20 protein-coding genes are annotated in these 20,286 nt (G+C 62.7%); 19 read left to right on the forward strand and 1 reads right to left on the reverse strand.

Features of this window, described 5'->3' with window-relative positions; translation table 11 throughout:
- The first annotated feature begins 74 nt into the window (after positions 1-74).
- The 14 genes from pheA to cysM all read left to right on the forward strand — a co-directional run bounded on the left by pheA (position 75) and on the right by cysM (position 14,399).
- Positions 75-1,190 (forward strand): prephenate dehydratase, encoded by a 1,116-nt coding sequence (gene pheA / locus ACUXH0_RS10045; protein WP_004629206.1) that lies wholly within the window; start codon positions 75-77, stop codon positions 1,188-1,190.
- A 52-nt stretch (positions 1,191-1,242) separates the two neighbouring features.
- On the forward strand, positions 1,243-2,367 hold the full coding sequence (gene hisC, locus ACUXH0_RS10050) for a histidinol-phosphate transaminase (protein ID WP_182594235.1): 1,125 nt from the start codon (positions 1,243-1,245) through the stop codon (positions 2,365-2,367).
- Positions 2,368-2,464: 97 nt separating this feature from the next.
- On the forward strand, positions 2,465-3,373 hold the full coding sequence (locus tag ACUXH0_RS10055; protein WP_004629202.1) for a prephenate dehydrogenase: 909 nt from the start codon (positions 2,465-2,467) through the stop codon (positions 3,371-3,373).
- A 26-nt stretch (positions 3,374-3,399) separates the two neighbouring features.
- Positions 3,400-4,704, forward strand: coding sequence for a 3-phosphoshikimate 1-carboxyvinyltransferase (aroA, locus tag ACUXH0_RS10060; RefSeq protein WP_012435140.1), 1,305 nt, complete (start codon positions 3,400-3,402; stop codon positions 4,702-4,704).
- Between the two features lie 27 nt (positions 4,705-4,731).
- Positions 4,732-5,427 carry a (d)CMP kinase gene (gene cmk, locus ACUXH0_RS10065; protein WP_004629197.1) on the forward strand — a complete coding sequence of 232 codons (696 nt, stop codon included), beginning with the start codon at positions 4,732-4,734 and terminating at the stop codon, positions 5,425-5,427.
- A gap of 135 nt (positions 5,428-5,562) precedes the next feature.
- Positions 5,563-7,251 carry a 30S ribosomal protein S1 gene (gene rpsA, locus ACUXH0_RS10070; protein WP_004629196.1) on the forward strand — a complete coding sequence of 563 codons (1,689 nt, stop codon included), beginning with the start codon at positions 5,563-5,565 and terminating at the stop codon, positions 7,249-7,251.
- A gap of 45 nt (positions 7,252-7,296) precedes the next feature.
- The gene (locus tag ACUXH0_RS10075) at positions 7,297-7,725 is read left to right on the forward strand and encodes an integration host factor subunit beta (protein ID WP_004629193.1); all 429 of its coding nucleotides are present in this window, start codon (positions 7,297-7,299) and stop codon (positions 7,723-7,725) included.
- A 182-nt stretch (positions 7,726-7,907) separates the two neighbouring features.
- The gene (locus tag ACUXH0_RS10080; protein ID WP_004629192.1) at positions 7,908-8,231 is read left to right on the forward strand and encodes a LapA family protein; all 324 of its coding nucleotides are present in this window, start codon (positions 7,908-7,910) and stop codon (positions 8,229-8,231) included.
- 3 nt (positions 8,232-8,234) lie between these two features.
- Positions 8,235-9,509 (forward strand): lipopolysaccharide assembly protein LapB, encoded by a 1,275-nt coding sequence (gene lapB, locus ACUXH0_RS10085; RefSeq protein WP_004629189.1) that lies wholly within the window; start codon positions 8,235-8,237, stop codon positions 9,507-9,509.
- 66 nt (positions 9,510-9,575) lie between these two features.
- Positions 9,576-10,940: a UDP-glucose dehydrogenase family protein gene (locus ACUXH0_RS10090; RefSeq protein ID WP_004629188.1), complete on the forward strand. Its 1,365-nt coding sequence runs from the start codon at positions 9,576-9,578 to the stop codon at positions 10,938-10,940.
- A 36-nt stretch (positions 10,941-10,976) separates the two neighbouring features.
- Positions 10,977-11,909 (forward strand): D-glycero-beta-D-manno-heptose-7-phosphate kinase, encoded by a 933-nt coding sequence (rfaE1, locus tag ACUXH0_RS10095; protein WP_004629186.1) that lies wholly within the window; start codon positions 10,977-10,979, stop codon positions 11,907-11,909.
- Between the two features lie 18 nt (positions 11,910-11,927).
- Entirely contained in the window at positions 11,928-12,923 is a 996-nt protein-coding gene (gene rfaD / locus ACUXH0_RS10100; protein ID WP_004629184.1) for an ADP-glyceromanno-heptose 6-epimerase, read from the forward strand.
- A gap of 137 nt (positions 12,924-13,060) precedes the next feature.
- On the forward strand, positions 13,061-13,384 hold the full coding sequence (locus ACUXH0_RS10105) for a ComEA family DNA-binding protein (RefSeq protein WP_012435142.1): 324 nt from the start codon (positions 13,061-13,063) through the stop codon (positions 13,382-13,384).
- A 112-nt stretch (positions 13,385-13,496) separates the two neighbouring features.
- Positions 13,497-14,399: a cysteine synthase CysM gene (cysM, locus tag ACUXH0_RS10110; RefSeq protein WP_012435143.1), complete on the forward strand. Its 903-nt coding sequence runs from the start codon at positions 13,497-13,499 to the stop codon at positions 14,397-14,399.
- Positions 14,400-14,466: 67 nt separating this feature from the next.
- On the opposite strand, the gene mltB is transcribed toward cysM, so the two are convergent.
- Positions 14,467-15,591 (reverse strand): lytic murein transglycosylase B, encoded by a 1,125-nt coding sequence (gene mltB / locus ACUXH0_RS10115; RefSeq protein WP_024973158.1) that lies wholly within the window; start codon positions 15,589-15,591, stop codon positions 14,467-14,469.
- 131 nt (positions 15,592-15,722) lie between these two features.
- Here mltB and ACUXH0_RS10120 point away from each other — a divergent pair, with 131 nt between their 5' ends.
- The 5 genes from ACUXH0_RS10120 (at position 15,723) to ACUXH0_RS10140 (ending at position 20,276) form a co-directional block, all read left to right on the forward strand.
- Entirely contained in the window at positions 15,723-16,646 is a 924-nt protein-coding gene (locus ACUXH0_RS10120; RefSeq protein ID WP_182594236.1) for a histone deacetylase family protein, read from the forward strand.
- Between the two features lie 163 nt (positions 16,647-16,809).
- Positions 16,810-17,859, forward strand: a complete 1,050-nt coding sequence (locus ACUXH0_RS10125; protein ID WP_024973156.1) for a methionine ABC transporter ATP-binding protein — start codon at positions 16,810-16,812, stop codon at positions 17,857-17,859.
- Positions 17,849-18,502, forward strand: a complete 654-nt coding sequence (locus ACUXH0_RS10130; RefSeq protein WP_009238641.1) for a methionine ABC transporter permease — start codon at positions 17,849-17,851, stop codon at positions 18,500-18,502. The genes ACUXH0_RS10125 and ACUXH0_RS10130 overlap by 11 nt, the downstream gene beginning before the upstream one ends.
- 33 nt (positions 18,503-18,535) lie before the next feature.
- Complete coding sequence (locus ACUXH0_RS10135) at positions 18,536-19,336, forward strand: MetQ/NlpA family ABC transporter substrate-binding protein (protein ID WP_182594237.1); 801 nt, start codon at positions 18,536-18,538, stop codon at positions 19,334-19,336.
- 190 nt (positions 19,337-19,526) lie between these two features.
- Positions 19,527-20,276, forward strand: coding sequence for an electron transfer flavoprotein subunit beta/FixA family protein (locus ACUXH0_RS10140; RefSeq protein ID WP_004629169.1), 750 nt, complete (start codon positions 19,527-19,529; stop codon positions 20,274-20,276).
- Positions 20,277-20,286 lie beyond the last annotated feature (10 nt).

Raw genomic sequence — 20,286 nt, forward strand, 5'->3', positions numbered from 1 at the left:
TCACGGCAGAACATTGCGTGAAGCGCCCGCTTCGCGCGGCAATTTGCAATCCGTTGCCGAACCCGATTCCTACAATGACCAGTCAGTCAGACGATACGAAGCAAAACAAGGACGCCGCGTTGGCGGCCGAGCTTGCGCCGTTGCGCACGCAGATCGACGCCATCGACAACCAGCTGCTTTCGCTGCTTTCCGACCGCGCCAAGGTGGCGCAGGAAGTGGGCGAGGTGAAGAAGCGCTATTCGTCGCCGGCGTTCCGGCCGGACCGCGAGCTGCAGGTCATCCGCAAGATGCAGTCGGGCAATCAAGGGCCCCTGCACGACGAAAGCATCGCCGCCATCTGGCGTGAGGTGATGTCGGCGTGCCGTGGCCTGGAACAGGCGCTGCGCATCGGTTACCTCGGCCCGGCGGGCACGTTCTCGGAGCAGGCGGTGATCGCGCATTTCGGTCACGAAATCCAGCCAATGCCGTGCCCGAGCATCGACGAGGTGTTTCGTGCGGCCGAGTCCGGCACGGTCGATTGCGGCGTGGTGCCGGTCGAAAATTCGACGGAAGGCGTGGTGTCGCGCACGCTCGATCTGTTCTTGCAGACGTCGCTGAAGATCAGCGGCGAGATTGCGCTGCGGGTGCACCACAACCTGCTGCACAAGACGGGCGACATGTCGCAGGTGAAGGTGGTGCGTGCGCATGCGCAGGCGCTGGCGCAGTGCCAACGGTGGTTGAACACGAACTATCCGAACCTGCCGCGCGAGGCCGTGTCGAGCAACGCCGAGGCTGCGCGCATGGCGGGCGAGGACGAAACGGTTGCTGCGCTGGCAAGCGTGCAGGCGGCCAACCGCTACGGCCTGCACGTGGTGCGTGCCAATGTGGAAGACGACCCGCACAACCGCACGCGCTTTGTCGTGATCGGCAATTACGAGACGGAGCCGAGCGGGCGCGATCAGACGTCCTTGATTTTGTCGGTGCCCAACGAGGCCGGTGCGGTCTACAAGTTGCTGGCGCCGTTGGCTGAGAACGGCGTGTCGATGTGCCGTTTCGAGTCGCGCCCGGCGCGCAGCGGCGCGTGGGAGTACTACTTCTACGTCGACGTGGAAGGCCATCAGCGTGACCCGCAGGTAGCGCGCGCGCTGGAAAAGCTGCGTCACGACGCGGCGTATTTCAAAGTGTTGGGGTCCTATCCCTCAGCACATTGAGGGATTCAAGGCGCTCTGCACGGGCAGAGCGTCGATAACGGAGGAGCACCCCATGTCTTTGCAGTTCGGCCCCGAGTATGTCCGCGCCATCGCCCCTTATGTGGCCGGCAAGCCGATTTCCGAAGTGGCACGCGAATTCGGCCTGGATGCCGCGCGCATCGTCAAGCTGGCGTCCAACGAAAACCCGCTGGGCATGCCGCAGTCAGCCAAGAATGCGATGGCTGCGGCCATTGACGAACTGGCGCGCTATCCGGATGCCAACGGTTTCAGCCTGAAAGCCGCGCTGCATGCCAAGTTTGGCGTGCCGGAAACATGGATCACCCTCGGCAACGGCAGCAATGACATCCTCGAACTGGCCGCTCGCGCGCTGGTGTCGCCGGGGCAGGCTGTGATGTATGCGCAGCACTCGTTTGCCGTGTATGCGCTGGCCGCGCAGGAGGTGGGCGCGCGTGCGATCGAGGTGCCGGCCCGCGATTACGGCCACGATCTTGACGCGATGGCCGCTGCAATCACGCCGGACACCCGCCTGATCTACATCGCCAACCCAAACAACCCGACTGGCACGTTCCTGCCGGCCGATGCGATTGCGGCGTTCCTGGCGAAGGTGCCGCCGACGGTGGTCGTCGTGCTGGACGAGGCGTACAACGAATTCCTCAAGCCGGAGCAGCAGTACGACTCCACCGCGTGGGTGCGCCAATACCCGAACCTGCTGGTGTCGCGGACGTTCTCCAAGGCGTACGGGCTGGCTGGCTTGCGTGTGGGTTATGGCATTGCGCAACCGCAGTTGACCGATCTGCTCAACCGCATCCGTCAGCCGTTCAACGTCAACAGCTTGGCGCAGGCGGCCGCGGTGGCAGCGCTCAATGATGCGGAATTCCTGTGTCAATCGGCTGAACTGAACGCTGCCGGCTACGTGCAGTTGACGGACGCGTTCGATCGGCTGGGCCTTGAATACGTGCCGTCATCGGGCAATTTTGTCTTGGTGCGTGTGGGTGACGACAACGGCGCCGGTGCGCGCGTGAACGTTGCGTTGCTCAAGCAAGGTGTGATCGTGCGCCCGGTCGGCAACTACGGCTTGCCGCAATGGCTGCGCATCAGCATCGGCTTGCCGGAAGAGAACGCCACGTTCATCGGCGCACTGGAGTCGGCGCTGGCGCGGGAAAAAGCCGCCGCGTAACTTCAGCCGCAACCGCCACAGCGCCCCGCATCAGGCATCGGGCGCCGCGTACATCGGGCTACAATGCCGCTTTGCTTTTTTCTGGCAGGACGGTGTTGTGGCCTCTTCATTTTCCAGTTCCCGGTTGGTGATTGTTGGCGTCGGCCTGATTGGCGGTTCGCTGGCGCTGGGCTTGCGTCGTGCGGGGGTAGTCGAGCATGTTGTGGGCGTCGGGCGATCGGCTGCGTCGCTTGAGACGGCGATCCGTCTGGGCGTGATCGACGAAGCCTTGCCGATGGAAGAGGCCGTGCGCGGCGCCGACATGGTCGTGCTATGCGCGCCTGTCGCGCAGACGTTGCCGTTGCTGCTCGCCATGCAGCCGCATCTGGGGCCGGACACCATCGTTACGGATGCCGGCAGCACCAAGTCCGACGTCATCATGGCGGCCAAGACGGCGCTGGGCGATCAGGTCAGCCAGTTCGTGCCAGCGCATCCGATTGCCGGCCGTGAGTTGAATGGCGTGGAGGCGGCGCTGGCTGACCTCTATGTCGGCAAGAAGACCGTGCTGTGCCCACTGCAGGAAAACCGGCGCAGCGATGTCGCACGTGTGCAGGCCATGTGGGAAGCGGCGGGCGCGCATTGCCGCATCATGTCGGCCGTGCAGCACGACGCCGTGTTCGCCGCCGTGAGCCACCTGCCACACGTGCTGTCGTACGCGCTGGTCGCCCAGATCATCAATGCCGAAGACGGTGCGCTCAAACTCGATTTCGCCGGTGGTGGCTTCCGCGATTTCACGCGCATCGCGGCATCGTCGCCCGAAATGTGGCGTGACATCTGCCTGTCGAATCGCGAGGCGCTGCTGCGCGAGCTCACCACCTACGAAGCCGTGATCGGCCGCCTGAAGACAATGATTGCCGAGCGCGATGGCGATGCACTCGAGCGCGTGTTCCGCCGTGCCAGCGAAGCGCGTCTGGCGTGGCCGCAACGCGTGGCGCCAGGAAATGCCGCCGGCGCACAATCCGAATAACGTTTTGTTTTGAACTGAGTGGATTCATGGAACATCTCGACGTTGGCCCGCTGAAGACGGCGCGCGGCACCATCAAGCTGCCGGGCTCGAAGAGCATCTCCAACCGCGTGCTGCTGCTGGCTGCACTCGCGCAGGGCGAGACGGTGGTGCGCGACCTACTTGACTCCGACGACACGCGCGTCATGCTCGACGCGCTTGGCAAGCTGGGCGTCTCGGTCGAAGGCCAGGGCGAGAACGCATACCGCGTCACCGGCACCGGCGGCCGCTTCCCGAACACGTCGGCCGATCTGTTCATGGGCAACGCCGGCACAGCCATCCGTCCGCTGACAGCCGCGCTGGCGCTGCAAGGTGGCGAGTACACGCTGCACGGCGTGCCGCGCATGCACGAGCGTCCGATCGGCGATCTGGTCGACGGCCTGCGCCAGGTCGGTGCGCGCATCGACTACACGGGCAATGAGGGTTATCCGCCGCTGGCGATCCACGCCGCGCCGGTCAAGATCGACGCACCGATCCGCGTGCGCGGCGATGTGTCGAGTCAGTTCCTGACGGCATTGCTGATGGCGCTGCCGCTCGTCGAGTCTGCCGGCAACGTCACCATCGAAGTGGTTGGCGAGTTGATTTCCAAGCCTTACATCGAAATCACGCTGAACCTGATGGCGCGCTTCGGCGTGCAGGTCGCGCGAGATGGCTGGTCGTCGTTCACCGTGCCGACCGGCGTGGCTTACACGGCGCCGGGAGAGATCTTTGTGGAGGGCGATGCTTCCTCCGCGTCGTACTTCCTGGCCGCTGGTGCGCTCGGCGGCGGGCCGGTGCGTGTGGAGGGCGTCGGCATGTCCAGCATCCAGGGTGATGTCCGCTTTGCCGACGCGCTGAATCGCATGGGCGCCAACGTGATGGCCGGCGGCAACTGGATCGAAGTGCGCGGCGCCGAACGCGACGACGGCAAGCTGCACGCTGTCGAGTTGGATTGCAACCACATTCCAGATGCGGCCATGACGCTGGCGGTGGCTGCGTTGTTTGCTGACGGCACGACTACCTTGACGAACATCGCAAGCTGGCGCGTCAAGGAAACCGACCGCCTGAGCGCCATGGCCACCGAACTGCGCAAGCTTGGCGCCGAGGTTGAAGAGGGCGCGGACTACATTCGCGTGACGCCTCCGTCGCAATGGACGCCGCCGGCCGGTGGCATCGACACCTACGATGACCATCGCATGGCGATGGCTTTCTCGCTGGCAGCGTTCGGCCCGGTGCCGGTCCGTATCAACGACCCGCGCTGCGTCGCCAAGACGTTCCCGGAATATTTCACGGCGTTCGGCGGCATCACCGCCTGAACCGCAATTAACTGCACGCACTTCATCATGTCCGACACCGCTGCTTCCATGCCGTACCCGGTCATCACCATCGACGGTCCGACCGCATCTGGCAAGGGCACGGTCGCTCACCAGATCGCTGATCTGCTCGGTTTTCACTTGCTTGATAGCGGGTCGCTGTACCGGTTGGTGGCGCTTGCCAGCATGCGCGAGAACATCGACGACCACGACGTTGAAAGTCTCGTGCGTATTGCCCGCGAACTGGATGTGCGCTTTAAGGCGGATCGCATCTGGCTCAAGGGCGAGGATGTGAGCTTGGCCCTGCGCCATGAGTCCGTTGGCAATCAAGCTTCGGCCATCGCCGTGCATGGCGCGGTGCGGGAGGCGTTGCATGCACGCCAGCGCGCGTTCCTGGAGGCGCCCGGCCTCGTGGCCGATGGCCGCGACATGGGCACGGTGGTTTTCCCCGAAGCAGTGCTCAAGGTGTTTCTGACGGCAAGCGTGCAGGCACGCGCCGAGCGGCGCTATAAACAATTGATTGCAAAGGGTTTTTCTGCTACAGTGGAAAGTCTTTCGCAGGACTTGGAGGCGCGTGATTTGCGGGATCGCACCCGCAGTGTCGCGCCGTTGCGTCCGGCGCAAGATGCGCGACAACTGGATTCGTCCGACATGACTGTCGATGAAGTCGTCGCGCAAGTACTGGACTGGTACCGTCAGGTGCAGGGCGCCAACAAGGCAAACTGACCCGGCTGAACCGGTTCGATCGGTGCCGGTGGCATATCGCTGCCGGCGGTTGTTCAACTCGTAACCCCGCATGCGTGTCTTCGCCCATTCTGTGCGAAAGCAATGCGAGGCATGTTCTGCGGATGCCTATTTTTTATGTCCCAAACTAACGAATCTTTTGCCGCCCTGTTCGAAGAGTCGATCGCCAAGTCCAATATGAAGGCTGGCGAAGTGATCTCTGCGGAAGTTGTGCGTATTGACCACAACTTCGTCGTTGTGAACGCGGGCCTGAAGTCTGAAGCTTTTGTTCCGGTCGAAGAGTTCCTGAACGATCAGGGCGAGCTGGAAGTGCAAGTCGGCGACTACGTTTCGGTCGCAATCGACGCGCTGGAAAACGGCTACGGCGACACCATCCTGTCGCGCGACAAGGCCAAGCGTCTGGCTTCGTGGCTGAACCTTGAGAAGGCACTGGAATCCGGCGAGATCATCTCCGGTACCGTGACCGGCAAGGTCAAGGGCGGCCTGACCGTCATGGTCAACGGTATTCGTGCATTCCTGCCGGGTTCGCTCGTCGACGTGCGTCCGATCAAGGACACCACGCCGTACGAAGGCAAGACCCTCGAATTCAAGGTCATCAAGCTGGACCGCAAGCGCAACAACGTTGTGCTGTCGCGCCGTGCCGTGGTTGAAGCCACGCTGGGCGAAGAGCGTCAGAAGCTGATGGAAACGCTCAAGGAAGGTGCGATCGTCAACGGTATCGTCAAGAACATCACCGACTACGGCGCGTTCGTGGATCTGGGTGGCATCGACGGTCTGCTGCACATCACCGACCTGGCATGGCGTCGTGTCCGTCACCCGAGCGAAGTGCTGTCGGTTGGCCAGGAAATCACCGCCAAGATCCTCAAGTTCGACCAAGAGAAGAACCGCGTCTCGCTGGGCGTCAAGCAGTTGGGCGAAGATCCGTGGGTCGGCATCTCGCGCCGCTACCCGCAAGGCACCCGCCTGTTCGGCAAGGTCACCAACCTGACCGACTACGGCGCGTTTGTCGAGATCGAAGCCGGTATCGAAGGCCTGGTCCACGTGTCGGAAATGGACTGGACGAACAAGAACGTGGCCCCGTCGAAGGTTGTCCAGCTGGGCGACGAAGTGGAAGTCATGGTTCTGGATATCGACGAAGACAAACGTCGTATCAGCCTGGGCATGAAGCAGTGCAAGGCCAACCCGTGGGACGATTTCGCACGCAACCAGAAGAAGGGCGACAAGCTGGCTGGCCAGATCAAGTCGATCACCGACTTCGGCGTGTTCATCGGTCTGCCGGGCGGCATCGACGGCCTGGTGCACCTGTCGGACCTGTCGTGGCAAGAGACTGGCGAAGAAGCCGTTCGCAAGTACAAGAAGGGCGACGAAGTGGAAGCCGTTGTGCTGGCCATCGATGTCGACAAGGAACGCATCTCGCTGGGTATCAAGCAACTGTCGGGCGATCCGTTCAACAACTTCATCTCGACCAACGACAAGGGTTCGATCGTGCAGGTCACGATCAAGGCCGTTGATCCGAAGGGTGCCGTGGTGCAGCTGGCTGACGACGTGGAAGGCTACCTGCGCGCCTCGGAAATCTCGAGCGACCGTGTGGAAGATGCCCGCAACGTGCTGAAGGAAGGCGAAACGATGACCGCGATGATCGTCAACATCGATCGTAAGTCGCGCAACATCAACGTCTCCATCAAGGCGAAGGACAGCGCCGACCAACAGGAAGCGATGCAGAAGTTCTCGGCGGATACCGGCGCAGCTGGTACCACGAACCTCGGCGCGCTGCTGAAGGCCAAGCTGAACGAGACCAACCAGTAAGCATCCACCGGGTCGACCCTAAAGAACGACGAGGACGCGCGCACGATGCCCATGACCAAGTCCGAACTCGTGGAAAAGCTGGCCGCTCGCTTTCCGCAGCTGCTGCTGCGGGATGCGGATATCGCGGTTAAGACGATCCTGGATGCGATGTCCGACGCCTTGGCGGACGGCCACCGCATCGAGATCCGCGGATTTGGCAGTTTTGGTCTGAATCGTCGTCCGCCGCGTGTCGGTCGCAATCCCAAGTCTGGCGAGAAGGTGCTGGTACCCGAAAAGCGGGTACCGCATTTCAAGGCCGGCAAGGAGTTGCGCGAACGGGTTGACCGCAGCCTTGAGCGACAAGGCGAGCCTTCTTCGGAGGGCGAGTCTGCCGTGTCGCTCGCGGCTGTAAAGGCTGCGCGACAGGTTGACAGCTCCCGCCAGGCTGCCGGTTTTCCGGTAGACACGGCGGTGCCGCTGGCCATGTCGCGCTGAGGCCAGGTAGCACTTGGTAGTTTCAGGAACGCCCCGCTTGCCGGGGCGTTTTTTGTTTAGGCAATGCTTGTCTGCCGCCAAGCCTGGCGTGGCTGGCCGCCATGTGAATCCGCTACAATGCGGCACAACTCGGCAATCGTGCCGCATCCGGCTGCTGCACCGCCGCTCGTTTCCGAATCCGCATGAAATTTCTCGTCTGGGTCATCCGCATCTTGTTGTTTGTGCTGCTCTTCGTGCTGGCACTGCACAACACGGCGGAAGTCTCGCTCGTGCTGCCGTTTGGCGTGGTCTGGCACGCACCGTTGATCTTGATTGCCTTGGCGTTCTTTGTTGCCGGCATCTTGCTGGCCATGTTGGCGATGGCGCCGCGCGTGATGCGGCATCGCTTTACGGCAAGCCGCCTGCGTCGCCAGATCGGTCGCATGAAGAAGGCCGAAGAGGTGACCGAGGTGCCGACGCCCGTGGTTGCCGACTCTCCGTATCACGTTCCCGGCCCCAAGGTCTGACGCATGGATTTTGATCTCTGGTGGCTGTTGGCCATCCCGCTGGTGTTTGGCTTGGGCTGGGCGGCTGCCCGACTCGATGCCCGCCAGTTGCGCACCGAACAATCGTCGCTGCCGCGCTCGTATTTCAAGGGCCTGAATTTCCTGCTCAACGAGCAGCCGGACAAGGCCATCGACGCTTTCATTGAAGTTGCGCGGCTGGACCCGGAGACTACCGAGTTGCACTTTGCGCTCGGCAGCCTGTTTCGTCGGCGCGGCGAAACCGAACGCGCCATTCGCGTTCACCAAAATCTCGTCAATCGCCCCGATCTGCCCCCCAATGAGCGCGATCACGCGTTGTTTGAACTGGGGCAGGATTTCCTGCGCGCGGGCTTGCTGGATCGCGCCGAGGAATCCCTGCGCATGCTGATGGAAGGCACATTTGCCGAGCCAGCCAAGCGCGTGCTGCTGGAGTTGTACGAAGTCGAGAAAGAGTGGCGCAAAGCCATTGAAGCTGCGCGTGAATTGCAGAAGCTGCAAGGCAAGGATTACGCCGTGCAAATCGCGCAGTTCTGCTGCGAGGTCGCGCAGGAAGCGCTGCAGCGCAAGGACGTGCCGACCGCCATCGAATGGTTGGAACGTGCCCTTCAGGAGAATCCCAAGAATGTGCGAGCCACCATTCAGTTGGGCGATGTGTCGCAAGGGCAGGGCGATGTTGAAGGCGCCATCAAGCGTTGGCGTAGCATCGAACAGCAAAACACTGCGTTCTTGCCCTTGGTGGCCGAACGGCTGATGAAGGCGTACACGCAGCTTGGTCGTGCCGCAGAGGGGCTCGCCTGGTTGCGCTCCAAGATGGACGCACGGCTGGGCCCCGAACTGCTCGATACAGTCTACAAATACGAACTGGACGTGCACGGTATCGACGATGCCGTGGCGCTGATGCGCGACCAGATCCGCCGTCAGCCCTCGTTGGTGGCGCTGACGCGGCTGGTGGAAGCCGAGGCGACGCGCGCGTCCGAGGCGGTCGGCCATGAAGCACCTGCGACGGCCGACGTAGCCGAGAGTGCGTTGGCGGATCCGGTTGAGGCGGGCAGCAATGCTGACATCCAGCGCGCGCAGGATCTCGGCGCGATTCGCGATCTGCTGCAAAGCCGTACGCGCAACCTGGCGCGCTATACCTGCCAGGAGTGCGGATTCCGTGCGCGCCTGTTCTATTGGCAGTGCCCGGGCTGCAACCGCTGGGAAACGTATGCTCCGCGTCGTACCGAGACGCTCGGCGGCAGTGGCGGCGCCAGCATGTAATTCAGTCCGGCGCGGCAGGTGTGTGCAACGGCCGCGCTGGCGCTTTTTCAATCTTTAAGTGTTCGTATGAAAATCACCATCATCGGTAGCGGTTATGTCGGACTAGTCACCGGCGCATGTCTGGCGGAGCTGGGCAACGATGTGTTCTGTCTCGACGTCGACCAGAAGAAGATCGACCTGCTCAACGCCGGCGGCGTGCCCATCTACGAACCGGGACTGAAGGAGTTGATCGAGCGTAACCGCGCGGCCGGCCGCATCCAGTTTTCGACCGACGTGGCTGCCAGCGTGGCGCACGGCGACGTGCAGTTCATCGCTGTGGGCACGCCGCCCGATGAAGACGGCTCGGCCGACCTGAAGTACGTGTTGGCGGCCGCCCGCAACATCGCCCAGCACATGACGGGCTTCAAGGTGATTGTCGACAAATCGACGGTGCCGGTGGGAACGGGCGACAAGGTGCGCGCTGCAGTGGGTGAAGTGCTTGCTACGCGCGGCAAGTCTGACATCGGCTTCTCGGTCGTGTCGAACCCCGAATTCCTGAAAGAAGGCGCCGCGGTGGACGACTTCATGCGCCCGGACCGCATCGTGCTTGGCACGTATGGCGATAACAATGGCCTGCGTGCCAAGGCCATCATGCGTACGCTTTACGCGCCGTTCAATCGCAACCATGAGCGCACGTTCTACATGGACGTGCGCTCCGCCGAATTCACCAAGTACGCCGCCAATTCGATGCTGGCCACGCGCATCTCGTTCATGAACGAGATGGCCAATCTGGCCGACAAGGTGGGCGCGGACATTGAACTCGTTCGCCTGGGCATCGGTTCCGACCCGCGTATCGGCTACAGCTTCCTCTACGCCGGCACCGGCTACGGCGGCTCGTGTTTCCCGAAGGATGTGCAGGCGCTGGTGCGCACGGCGCAGGAGTACGGTCAGACGCTGCACGTGCTGGAAGCCGTTGAGGCCGTCAACGACAAGCAGAAGGAAGTGCTGGTCGGCAAGATCGAAGACCGCATGGGTGCCGACCTGACCGGCCGCACGTTCGCCATCTGGGGTCTGGCGTTCAAGCCGAACACCGACGACATGCGCGAAGCACCGAGCCGCAACCTGATTGCTGCGCTGCTGGCGCGTGGCGCGCGCGTGCAGGTGTATGACCCGGTTGCGATGGAAGAGGCCCGCCATGCGCTGGGGCTTGATCTTTCTTCGGAACAACTGGAACGCGTGGCGTTCTGCGCCGGTCAGATGGACGCGCTTAAGGATGCCGACGCACTGGTCATCGTGACCGAGTGGAAGGCGTTCCGCAGCCCGGACTTCAACGCCGTGAAGGCCCTGTTGAAGACGCCGATGGTGTTCGACGGCCGCAATCTGTTCGAGCCGCAAGCCATGCGCGATGCGGGCTTTGAATATCAGGCCATCGGGCGCTCCACCCAATCGTAATCACCGACCCACCGGCCGCTGCCGACGCCCAGACTCATGACCACGCTCGCTTCCGAACAGATCCACGCCGCCCGTATCCTCGTGGTCGGCGACATGATGCTCGACCGCTACTGGTTTGGAGACGTCGATCGGATTTCGCCCGAAGCGCCGGTACCGGTCGTGCAGATCAAGCGCCAGGACGAACGTCTCGGCGGTGCCGCCAACGTGGCGCGCAACGTGGCGGCGCTCGGCGCGCAGGCAGCCATGCTCGGTGTGGTCGGCGACGACGAGCCGGGCCGCAGCATCGAAACGCTGCTCGGCGAAAGCCACGTCACCGGTCACCTGCATCGTGATCCGGCAGTCAACACGACGATCAAACTGCGCGTGCTGGCTCGTCAGCAGCAATTGATTCGCGTCGATTTCGAGAACGCGCCCACGCACGAAGTGCTGATGTCGGTGCTCGATCGTTTCGCCACGCTGGTGCCGCAGCACGACGTGGTGGTGCTGTCGGACTACGGCAAGGGCGGTCTCACGCATGTCGGCAAGATGATTGAGGCGTCGCGCCAGGCAGGCCGCCGCGTGCTGGTCGACCCGAAGGGCGACGACTACTCGCGCTACAGGGGCGCCACCATGATCACGCCCAATCGCGCTGAAATGCGCCAGGTGGTGGGCTCGTGGAAGTCGGAGCAGGACCTGACCATCCGGGCACAGAATCTGCGCCGGGAGCTGCAGCTCGAAGCGTTGCTGCTCACACGCTCCGAAGAAGGCATGACGCTCTACACCGAGCACGAGGTGCTGCACGTGTCAGCGCAGGCGCGAGAGGTGTTCGACGTCTCGGGCGCGGGCGATACGGTGATCGCTACGCTTGCCACGCTGCTGGGCGCAGGCGCCAACATCAAGGAAGCCGTGCAGTACGCGAACCGCGCAGGCGGCATCGTGGTCGGCAAGCTGGGCACGGCTGTCGTCACCCACGCAGAACTCTTCAACTGATCACCTGATCAACGGATCATGACCATCATCGTCACCGGCGCGGCCGGCTTTATCGGCGCCAACATCGTCAAGGGCCTGAACGAGCGCGGCGAGACCGACATCATCGCCGTCGACAACCTCACGCGGGCCGACAAGTTCAAGAACATCGTCGACTGCCAGATCAGCGACTACCTGGACAAGACCGATTTTGTCGAACGCTTTGCGCGCGGCGAGTTCGGCAAGGTCCGCGCCATCTTCCATGAAGGCGCCTGCTCCGACACCATGGAGACCGATGGCCGCTACATGATGGACAACAATTACCGTTACTCGCTGGCGGTGATGCGCGCGTGTCTGGACCAAGGCGTGCAGTTCCTCTATGCCTCGTCGGCAGCCACGTACGGCGCGTCGGAAACGTTCCGCGAAGAGCCCGAGTTCGAGCGGCCGCTCAACGTGTACGGTTACTCCAAGCTGCTGTTCGACCAGATCGTGCGCCGTGTCATGCCGACCGCGCTGTCGCAGATCGTCGGCTTCCGCTACTTCAACGTCTACGGCCCGCGCGAGCAGCACAAGGGCCGCATGGCGTCGGTGGCGTTCCACAACTTCAACCAGTTCCGCTCGGAAGGTACCGTCAAGCTGTTCGGCGAGTACAACGGCTACCCGCAAGGCGGCCAGATGCGCGATTTCGTGTCGGTGGAAGATGTGGTCAAGGTCAACCTCTTCTTCTTCGACAATCCGGACAAGTCGGGCATCTTCAATCTCGGCACGGGCCGCGCGCAGCCGTTCAACGACATCGCCACGACGGTGGTGAACACGTTGCGCGGAGCCGAAGGCAAGCCGGCGCTTTCTACCGAGGAACTGGCTCAGGAAGGCCTGATCGAGTACGTGAAATTTCCCGATGCGTTGCGTGGCAAGTACCAGTGCTTCACCCAGGCTGATCAATCGCGCCTGCGTGCGGCGGGCTACACGGCGCCGTTCCTCACGGTGCAGGAAGGTGTGGAGCGCTACTGCCAGTGGCTGTTGAAGCAACCGGTCTGATCGCCCAGCGCTCCAACAATCAGACAGCGTGTGAATTTTTGTCCGTTCGCTGCGGCGTTGCCAGATCGCTCTTTAAGATGTGTCGAAACCGCCACCTCATGTGGCGGTTTTTTCATCCCAACACCAAGGAGAAGCACATGTTGAAGAAGCTGTTGGCTGCTGCGTTGATGTCGCTGTCGATGCTGTCGGTCTCTTGGGCCGCCGTCGACGTGAATACCGCAGATCACGCTGCGCTAGAGACGCTATCCGGCATCGGCCCCAAGCGTTCCAAGTCGATCATTGAGGAGCGCACCAAGAACGGTCCGTACAAGGACGCCGCCGACTTCAAGGCTCGCGTCTCCGGCATTGGCGGCAAGACGCTCGCCAAGCTGGAAAACGAGGGGCTGACGTTCGGAGCAGCAGCGCCTGCACCGGCACCGGCCGCCGCCAAGAAGGACGGTAAGGACGCGAAGAAGAAGTAAGCGCGCCGGTCATGCTGCCGACAACGCCTCGCTCTGAGCGAGGCGTTTTGCCATGTGCGAGGGAGGGCTTTGGGCTGCATTACAATGGTCAGATTCCCGTCCCCCACGCATCATGGCCTATCTCACGATCGAAGACACCATCGGCAACACGCCGCTGGTTCAGCTCCAGCGCATTCCCGGCGAAGGCAACGCGCGCCGCGGCAATGTCATCCTCGGCAAACTCGAGGGCAACAACCCGGCCGGTTCGGTCAAGGATCGCCCTGCGCTGTCCATGATCAAGCACGCCGAAGCGCGCGGCCGCATCAAGCCGGGCGACACGCTGATCGAATCCACGTCGGGCAACACCGGCATTGCCCTGGCCATGGCGGCTGCCGTGCGCGGTTACAAGATGGTGCTGATCATGCCGGAAGACCTGTCGGTGGAGCGCCGCCAGAGCATGGCCGCTTACGGCGCTGAGATCATCCTCACCCCCGTCAAGGGCGGCATGGAATACGCGCGCGACCTGGCCGACGCGATGGAAAAGGAAGGAAAGGGCGTCATCCTCGATCAGTTTGCCAACCCGGACAACCCGCTTGCGCATTACGAGACCACCGGCCCCGAACTGTGGCGCGACACCGAAGGCCGCATCACGCATTTCGTTTCGGCGATGGGCACGACGGGCACGATTACCGGTGTCTCGCGCTTTCTGAAAGAGAAGAACGCTGACATCCAGATCGTTGGCGCACAGCCGGAAGAAGGCTCGCGCATTCCGGGTATCCGGAAGTGGCCCGAAGCATACATGCCGAAGATCTACGATCCGAAGTACATCGACCGCACCGAGGCGGTCAGCCAGTCCGACGCCGAGCACATGGCACGTCGAATGGCGCGTGAAGAGGGCATCTTCTGCGGGATCTCTGCCGCCGGTGCGTTGTGCGTGGCGCTGCGTGTGGCCGAGGAGGTCGAGAACGCGACGATCGCTTTCGTGGTGTGCGACCGGGGCGATCGTTACCTGTCGACGGGGGTCTTCCCCGCCTGACGGCTCGCCGCATCGCCATGAAAAAAGCGCAGCTTCGGCTGCGCTTTTTGTTTGTGTGGACGGCGGGTCAACCCTGCATCGCCTGCCGCACGGCCTGGCCCAACTCGTACACCGCGGCGGCATAGAAGAAGCTGCGGTTATAGCGTGTGAGCACGTAGAAGTTGCGCAGCCCCACGCGGTATTCCGTCGGTTGGCCGGGCGTGGGCAGATCGATCATCAGCACTTCGGTTTCTTGCTCGCGCGCGGTATCCACACCCGGAGCCAATGCCAGACCAGCGCGTGTGAGCCTGGACAACGTCATGCCGGGATACGGCTGGCCATCTGCGGCGGCGGCCGCAATGCCCTGGCTGTCGGCATCGCCGGCAATGTTCCACATCACCGGGCGGTTTGGCTCCCAGCCGTGCATCTGCAGGAAGCGGGCAACGCTGCCGATGGCATCCACCGCGCTGTTGCGCAGGTCGATGTGGCCGTCGTGGTCGTAATCGATGGCGTATTCGCGGATGCTGGTCGGCATGAATTGCGGAATACCGACTGCGCCCGCGTACGAGCCCAGGACCGAGAACGTCTCCGTGCCCGTGTCACGGCACCAGAGCAGGAAGTCCTTGAGCTGGTTGCGGAACATCGTGCTGCGGTCTTCGCGGTTGGGCGTGTCGGGGTAGTCGAAGGCCAGCGTGGACAGCGCGTCCATTACGCGGAAGTTGCCCATGTCGCGGCCGTAGATGGTCTCCACGCCCAGGATGCCCACGATCACATCGGCCGGCACGCCGAATTCGTTCTCGGCGCGGCGCAGTGTGTCGCCGTATTGCTGCCAGAACCGCACGCCTGCGCCGATGCGGATCGGTTCGATGAAGCGGGCGCGATAGGCCGTCCAGCTGCGACGCGCGGGCGTGGCCGGCGGCAGGATCAGGCGCGCCACCGTGGCGGAATAGGCCGTGCCCGCAAACAGCGTTTCGAGCGATGTCCGGTCAAAGTTGTACTGCGCGACCAGCATGCCGATGAAGGCCTGCGTTTGCGGGTTGTTGCGATAACGATCGGGGTCGATCTCTTCTTCATGCACCGCGACGCGGCGCTTGGGCGATTTGGCGGTCTTCTTGGCAGCCAGCGAGAGCGCCGGGAAAGAGAGCGCGGAGAGCGCTGCGCCAGCCACCAGGGCGCGCAATACGGGACGTCGGGAAGAAGGCGATTGGCTCATGGGGAGGCTTCATACGGGATCGGGGCATTGTAGCGGATGCGTCTGTTGGATCGTCCAGGGCGCGCGGCGTTGTCGCACAGCCGTGCTAACGTAGCGGCTGGAGACACTGAAGCACACCGGATCACAACAACATGGCGACCGGCCTCTATACGCATCCCGAATTCCTCCGGCACGAGATGGGACCGCACCATCCCGAATGTCCGGATCGCCTGCGCGCGATCGAAGACCAGCTCATCGCCAGCCGCATCGACGACCTGCTCGTTCCCTGCGAGGCGCCGCCCGCCACCGAGGCGCAGCTGTGCCGCGTCCATCGCGCCGAATACGTGCGCGAACTGGTGGCCAGTGTGCCGATCGCCGGCTATATGCCGATTGATCCCGACACCTCGATGAACCCGCACACCTATATGGCTGCGGTGCTGGCCGCAGGTGCCGCGGTGGACGCCACCGACAAGGTCATCGCCGGCGAGCTGGAGAACGCCTTCTGCAGCGTGCGCCCACCGGGCCATCATGCGGAGCCGGGCCGTGCGATGGGCTTCTGCTTCTTCAACAACGTGGCCGTGGCCGCACGTCATGCGCTTGATCATCACGGCCTGCAGCGCGTGGCGATCGTCGACTTTGATGTGCACCATGGCAACGGCACCGAAGCGGCCTTCCGCGATGAGCCCCGCGTGCTGATGTGCAGCATCTTCCAGCACCCGTTCTATCCGTATTCCGGCACCGAGGCGGTGGCGGCCAACATGGTGAACATCCCGTTACCGGCGTACACCAATGGCCTGACCGTGCGGGAGGTGGTGGAAACCATCTGGCTGCCACGCCTGGAGGCGTTCCAGCCCGAGATGCTGTTCATCTCTGCGGGCTTCGATGCGCACCGCGAAGATGATCTGGGCCAGATGGGCTTGGTCGAGGCAGACTACACCTGGATCACGCAGCAGCTCATGCAAGTGGCGCGCACGCACGCCAAGGGCCGCATCGTCAGTTGTCTTGAGGGCGGCTACAACCTCAGTGCGCTTGGCCGCAGCGTGGTGGCGCACGTCAAGGCGCTTGCCGAGCTTTAGGCTATCAACGATGACTATTCATTGATGTCATTCGAAAAAGTAATAAAGACATCGTTAAAGAATCGTTCCTCGCATGTGGGGCCTGCCTTACACTAGCGCCTCATTCAAACAAAAAAGAGACGGCAACGGCCTAAATGGGCGGTTGCCGTTTTTGTCTGTACGCATGATCGAACTCAAGGGGATATCGCAGCACTTCCGGGGGGCGGGCGACCATGACGTCCACGCGCTGCGCGACGTCGACCTGACCATCAACCGCGGCGAGATTTTCGGCATCATCGGCCGCAGCGGCGCGGGCAAAAGCACGCTGGTCCGCGTCATCAATCTGCTGAACCGGCCCACCTCCGGCACCGTCACCGTGGCGGGGCAGGAGCTCACCGCACTGAATGCCGATGGGCTGCGCCAGGCGCGCCGCAAGATCGGCATGATCTTCCAGCACTTCAATTTGCTGTCGTCGCGCACCGTGTACGACAACGTGGCGCTGCCGCTGGAGCTGGCCGGCACATCGCGCGAACGCATCCGCGAGATCGTGTTGCCGCTGCTGGAACTGGTGGGTCTGTCCGCGCACAAGGATCGTTACCCCGCGCAGATTTCCGGTGGCCAGAAGCAGCGCGTTGGCATTGCCCGCGCGCTGGCGAGCCAGCCCGATGTGCTGCTCTCCGATGAGGCAACTTCCGCGCTGGACCCGGAGACGACGCGCTCGATTCTCGACCTGCTGCGCAAGATCAACCGCGAACTCGGTCTGACTATCGTGCTGATCACACACCAGATGGAAGTCATCAAGCAGGTGTGCGACCGCGTGGCGGTGCTTGACGCCGGCCGCGTTGTGGAACTGGGCCGCGTGATCGACGTGTTTCTGAAGCCCGAGCATGACGTGACGCGCGCGCTCATCGGTGAGGTGATCTCGCAGGAGTTGCCGCCGTCCGTTCTGGCGCGCGTGGAAAGTCGCCTCACCGCGCGTGAGCAGGGTGGCCGTGACCACCTGTTCCGTTTGGCCTTTACCGGTGCAGGCGTGGACCAGCCGGTGCTGGCGCAGGCGATCCGCAACTATGGGCTCGACTTCAACATTCTCCATGGCCACATCGACGAGATTCAGGGCCAGGCGTTCGGCTCGCTGGCTATCCTGGCGTCGGGCGAAACCGCTGACATCAACAACGCGATGAACTTCCTGCGCGAGCAAGGCGTGGTGGTCGAGGAGATCAATCATGTGGTCTGACCTGACCGATCTGTTCCTGCCGGCTTTCTGGGAAACGCTGGCCATGGTGGGCGTGTCAGGCGGCATTGGCGCGCTGTTTGGCGTGCCGCTGGGCGTGCTGCTGTATCTGACGACCACGGGTGGCGTGCTGTCGGCACCGGTGTTCAACCGCGTGGCCGGCCTCGTCGTCAATGCCGTGCGTTCGGTGCCGTTCATCATCCTGCTGGTCGCGGTAATTCCATTCACGCGCTTGCTGGCCGGCTCTTCCATTGGCACTGCCGCGGCCATCGTGCCGCTGACGATTGCTGCGATTCCCTTTGTTGCGCGCCTGGTCGAGACTGCGCTGCGCGAAGTGGACCGCGGCCTGATCGAAGCCGCGCAATCGATGGGGGCGACGACGGGCCAACTCGTCTACAAGGTGTTGCTGCCCGAGGCGATGCCCGGCATCCTCGCCGGCCTGACGATCACCTTTGTCAGCCTGGTCGGCTACTCGGCCATGGCCGGTACCATCGGCGGCGGCGGCCTGGGCGACTTGGGCATCCGCTACGGCTATCAGCGCTATGAATCGGACATCATGCTGGCGGTTGTCGTCATCCTGATCGTCTTCGTGCAGGCGGTGCAATCGACGGGCGATTGGCTCGTGCGCCGCCTGAGCCACCGTTAATTACTCAATCGACAGACAAAGCGAGGAAACACAATGAACCGCCGTCAACTGCTGCAATGGTCCGCGAGTCTTGGTGCCGCATTGGCACTGGTCGCAGGCAGCGCCCTGGCGCAGAGCAAGCCGATCAAGATCGGCGTGACCGCCGGCCCGCACGCCGAGATCATGGAAGAAGTGAAGAAGGTCGCCGAAAAGGACGGCCTGAAACTCCAGATCGTCGAGTTCAACGATTACATCCAGCCAAACGCTGCCCTGGCTGCCGGTGACCTGGACGCCAACAGCTATCAGCACCAGCCGTATCTGGATGACCAGATCGCCACGCGCGGCTACAAGTTCGTGAGCGTCGGTCAGACCATCACCTTCCCGATGGGCATCTACTCCAAGAAGATCAAGTCGCTGAAGGAACTGAAGGAAGGTGCGCGCTTCGGCCTGCCGAACGACCCCACCAACGGAGGCCGCGCGCTGCTGCTGCTGCAATCGCAAGGCGTGATCAAGCTCAAGCCGAACGCCGGTTTCAAGGCCTCGCCGCGCGATGTGGCTGATAACCCGAAGAAACTGAAGTTCGTCGAGCTGGACGCCGCGCAACTGCCGCGCTCGCTCGATGATCTGGATGCCGCCGCCATCAACGGCAATTACGCTGAAAAGGCCAACCTGGACCCGACCAAGGACGGCATCGCCATCGAAAGCCCGAAGGGTCCTTACGCCAACGTGATTGCCATCCGCGCCGCCGACAAGGATCAACCCTGGGTCGCCAAGCTCGTGAAGGCGTATCATTCCGACGCCGTGAAGTCCTTCGTCAAGGCGAAGTACAAAGATGCGGTGATTGTGGCTTGGTAACCACTTTTGTGATCCGTAGGTGATCCGGTAGAGGGTTCTACCAAACAGATTGCCGGACGTTTGACTGGCGTCCGGCAAATTTTCGCGGTTAAAATAGCACGACCGTTCGGAAAAATTACGCGAGCGACCGGCCCCCCTTATAATGGCCGGCGTTTTGCAAAATCGTCTTATCAATTAGTGGAGTGAGCGCATGAAAGTCCTGGTCGCAGTCAAGCGCGTGATCGATTACAACGTGAAGGTTCGCGTGAAGACGGACGGCAGCGGTGTCGATCTGGCCAACGTCAAGATGAGCATGAACCCGTTCGACGAGATCGCCGTGGAAGAGGCGGTTCGCCTGAAGGAAGCGGGCGTCGCTACCGAAGTGATTGCCGTGTCGTGCGGCGTGACGCAGTGCCAGGAAACTCTGCGCACCGCCATGGCCATCGGCGCCGATCGCGGCATCCTGGTCGAGACTGCGGAAGAGCTGCAGCCGCTGGCTGTCGCCAAGCTGCTCAAGGCGCTGGTCGACAAGGAGCAGCCTCAGCTGATCATCCTCGGCAAGCAGGCGATTGACGACGACGCCAATCAGACCGGCCAAATGCTGGCTGCGCTGGCGGGGCTGCCGCAAGCGACGTTTGCCTCGAAGGTGCAGATTGCCGACGGTAAGGCTTCGGTCACGCGTGAAGTGGACGGTGGCCTGGAAACCCTGTCGGTCAAGCTGCCGGCCGTGGTCACCACCGACCTGCGCCTGAACGAGCCGCGCTACGTGACGCTGCCCAACATCATGAAGGCGAAAAAGAAGCAACTCGACACGGTCAAGCCGGAAGACCTGGGCGTGGATGTTGCACCGCGCCTGAAGACGCTGAAGGTGGTCGAGCCCGCCAAGCGCAGCGCTGGCGTGATGGTGCCCGATGTGGCCACGCTGGTCGCCAAGCTCAAGACCGAAGCGAAGGTGCTGTAAGCGGTCTCCT

It is taken from the genome of Ralstonia sp. 110700041-2, assembly GCF_056280165.1.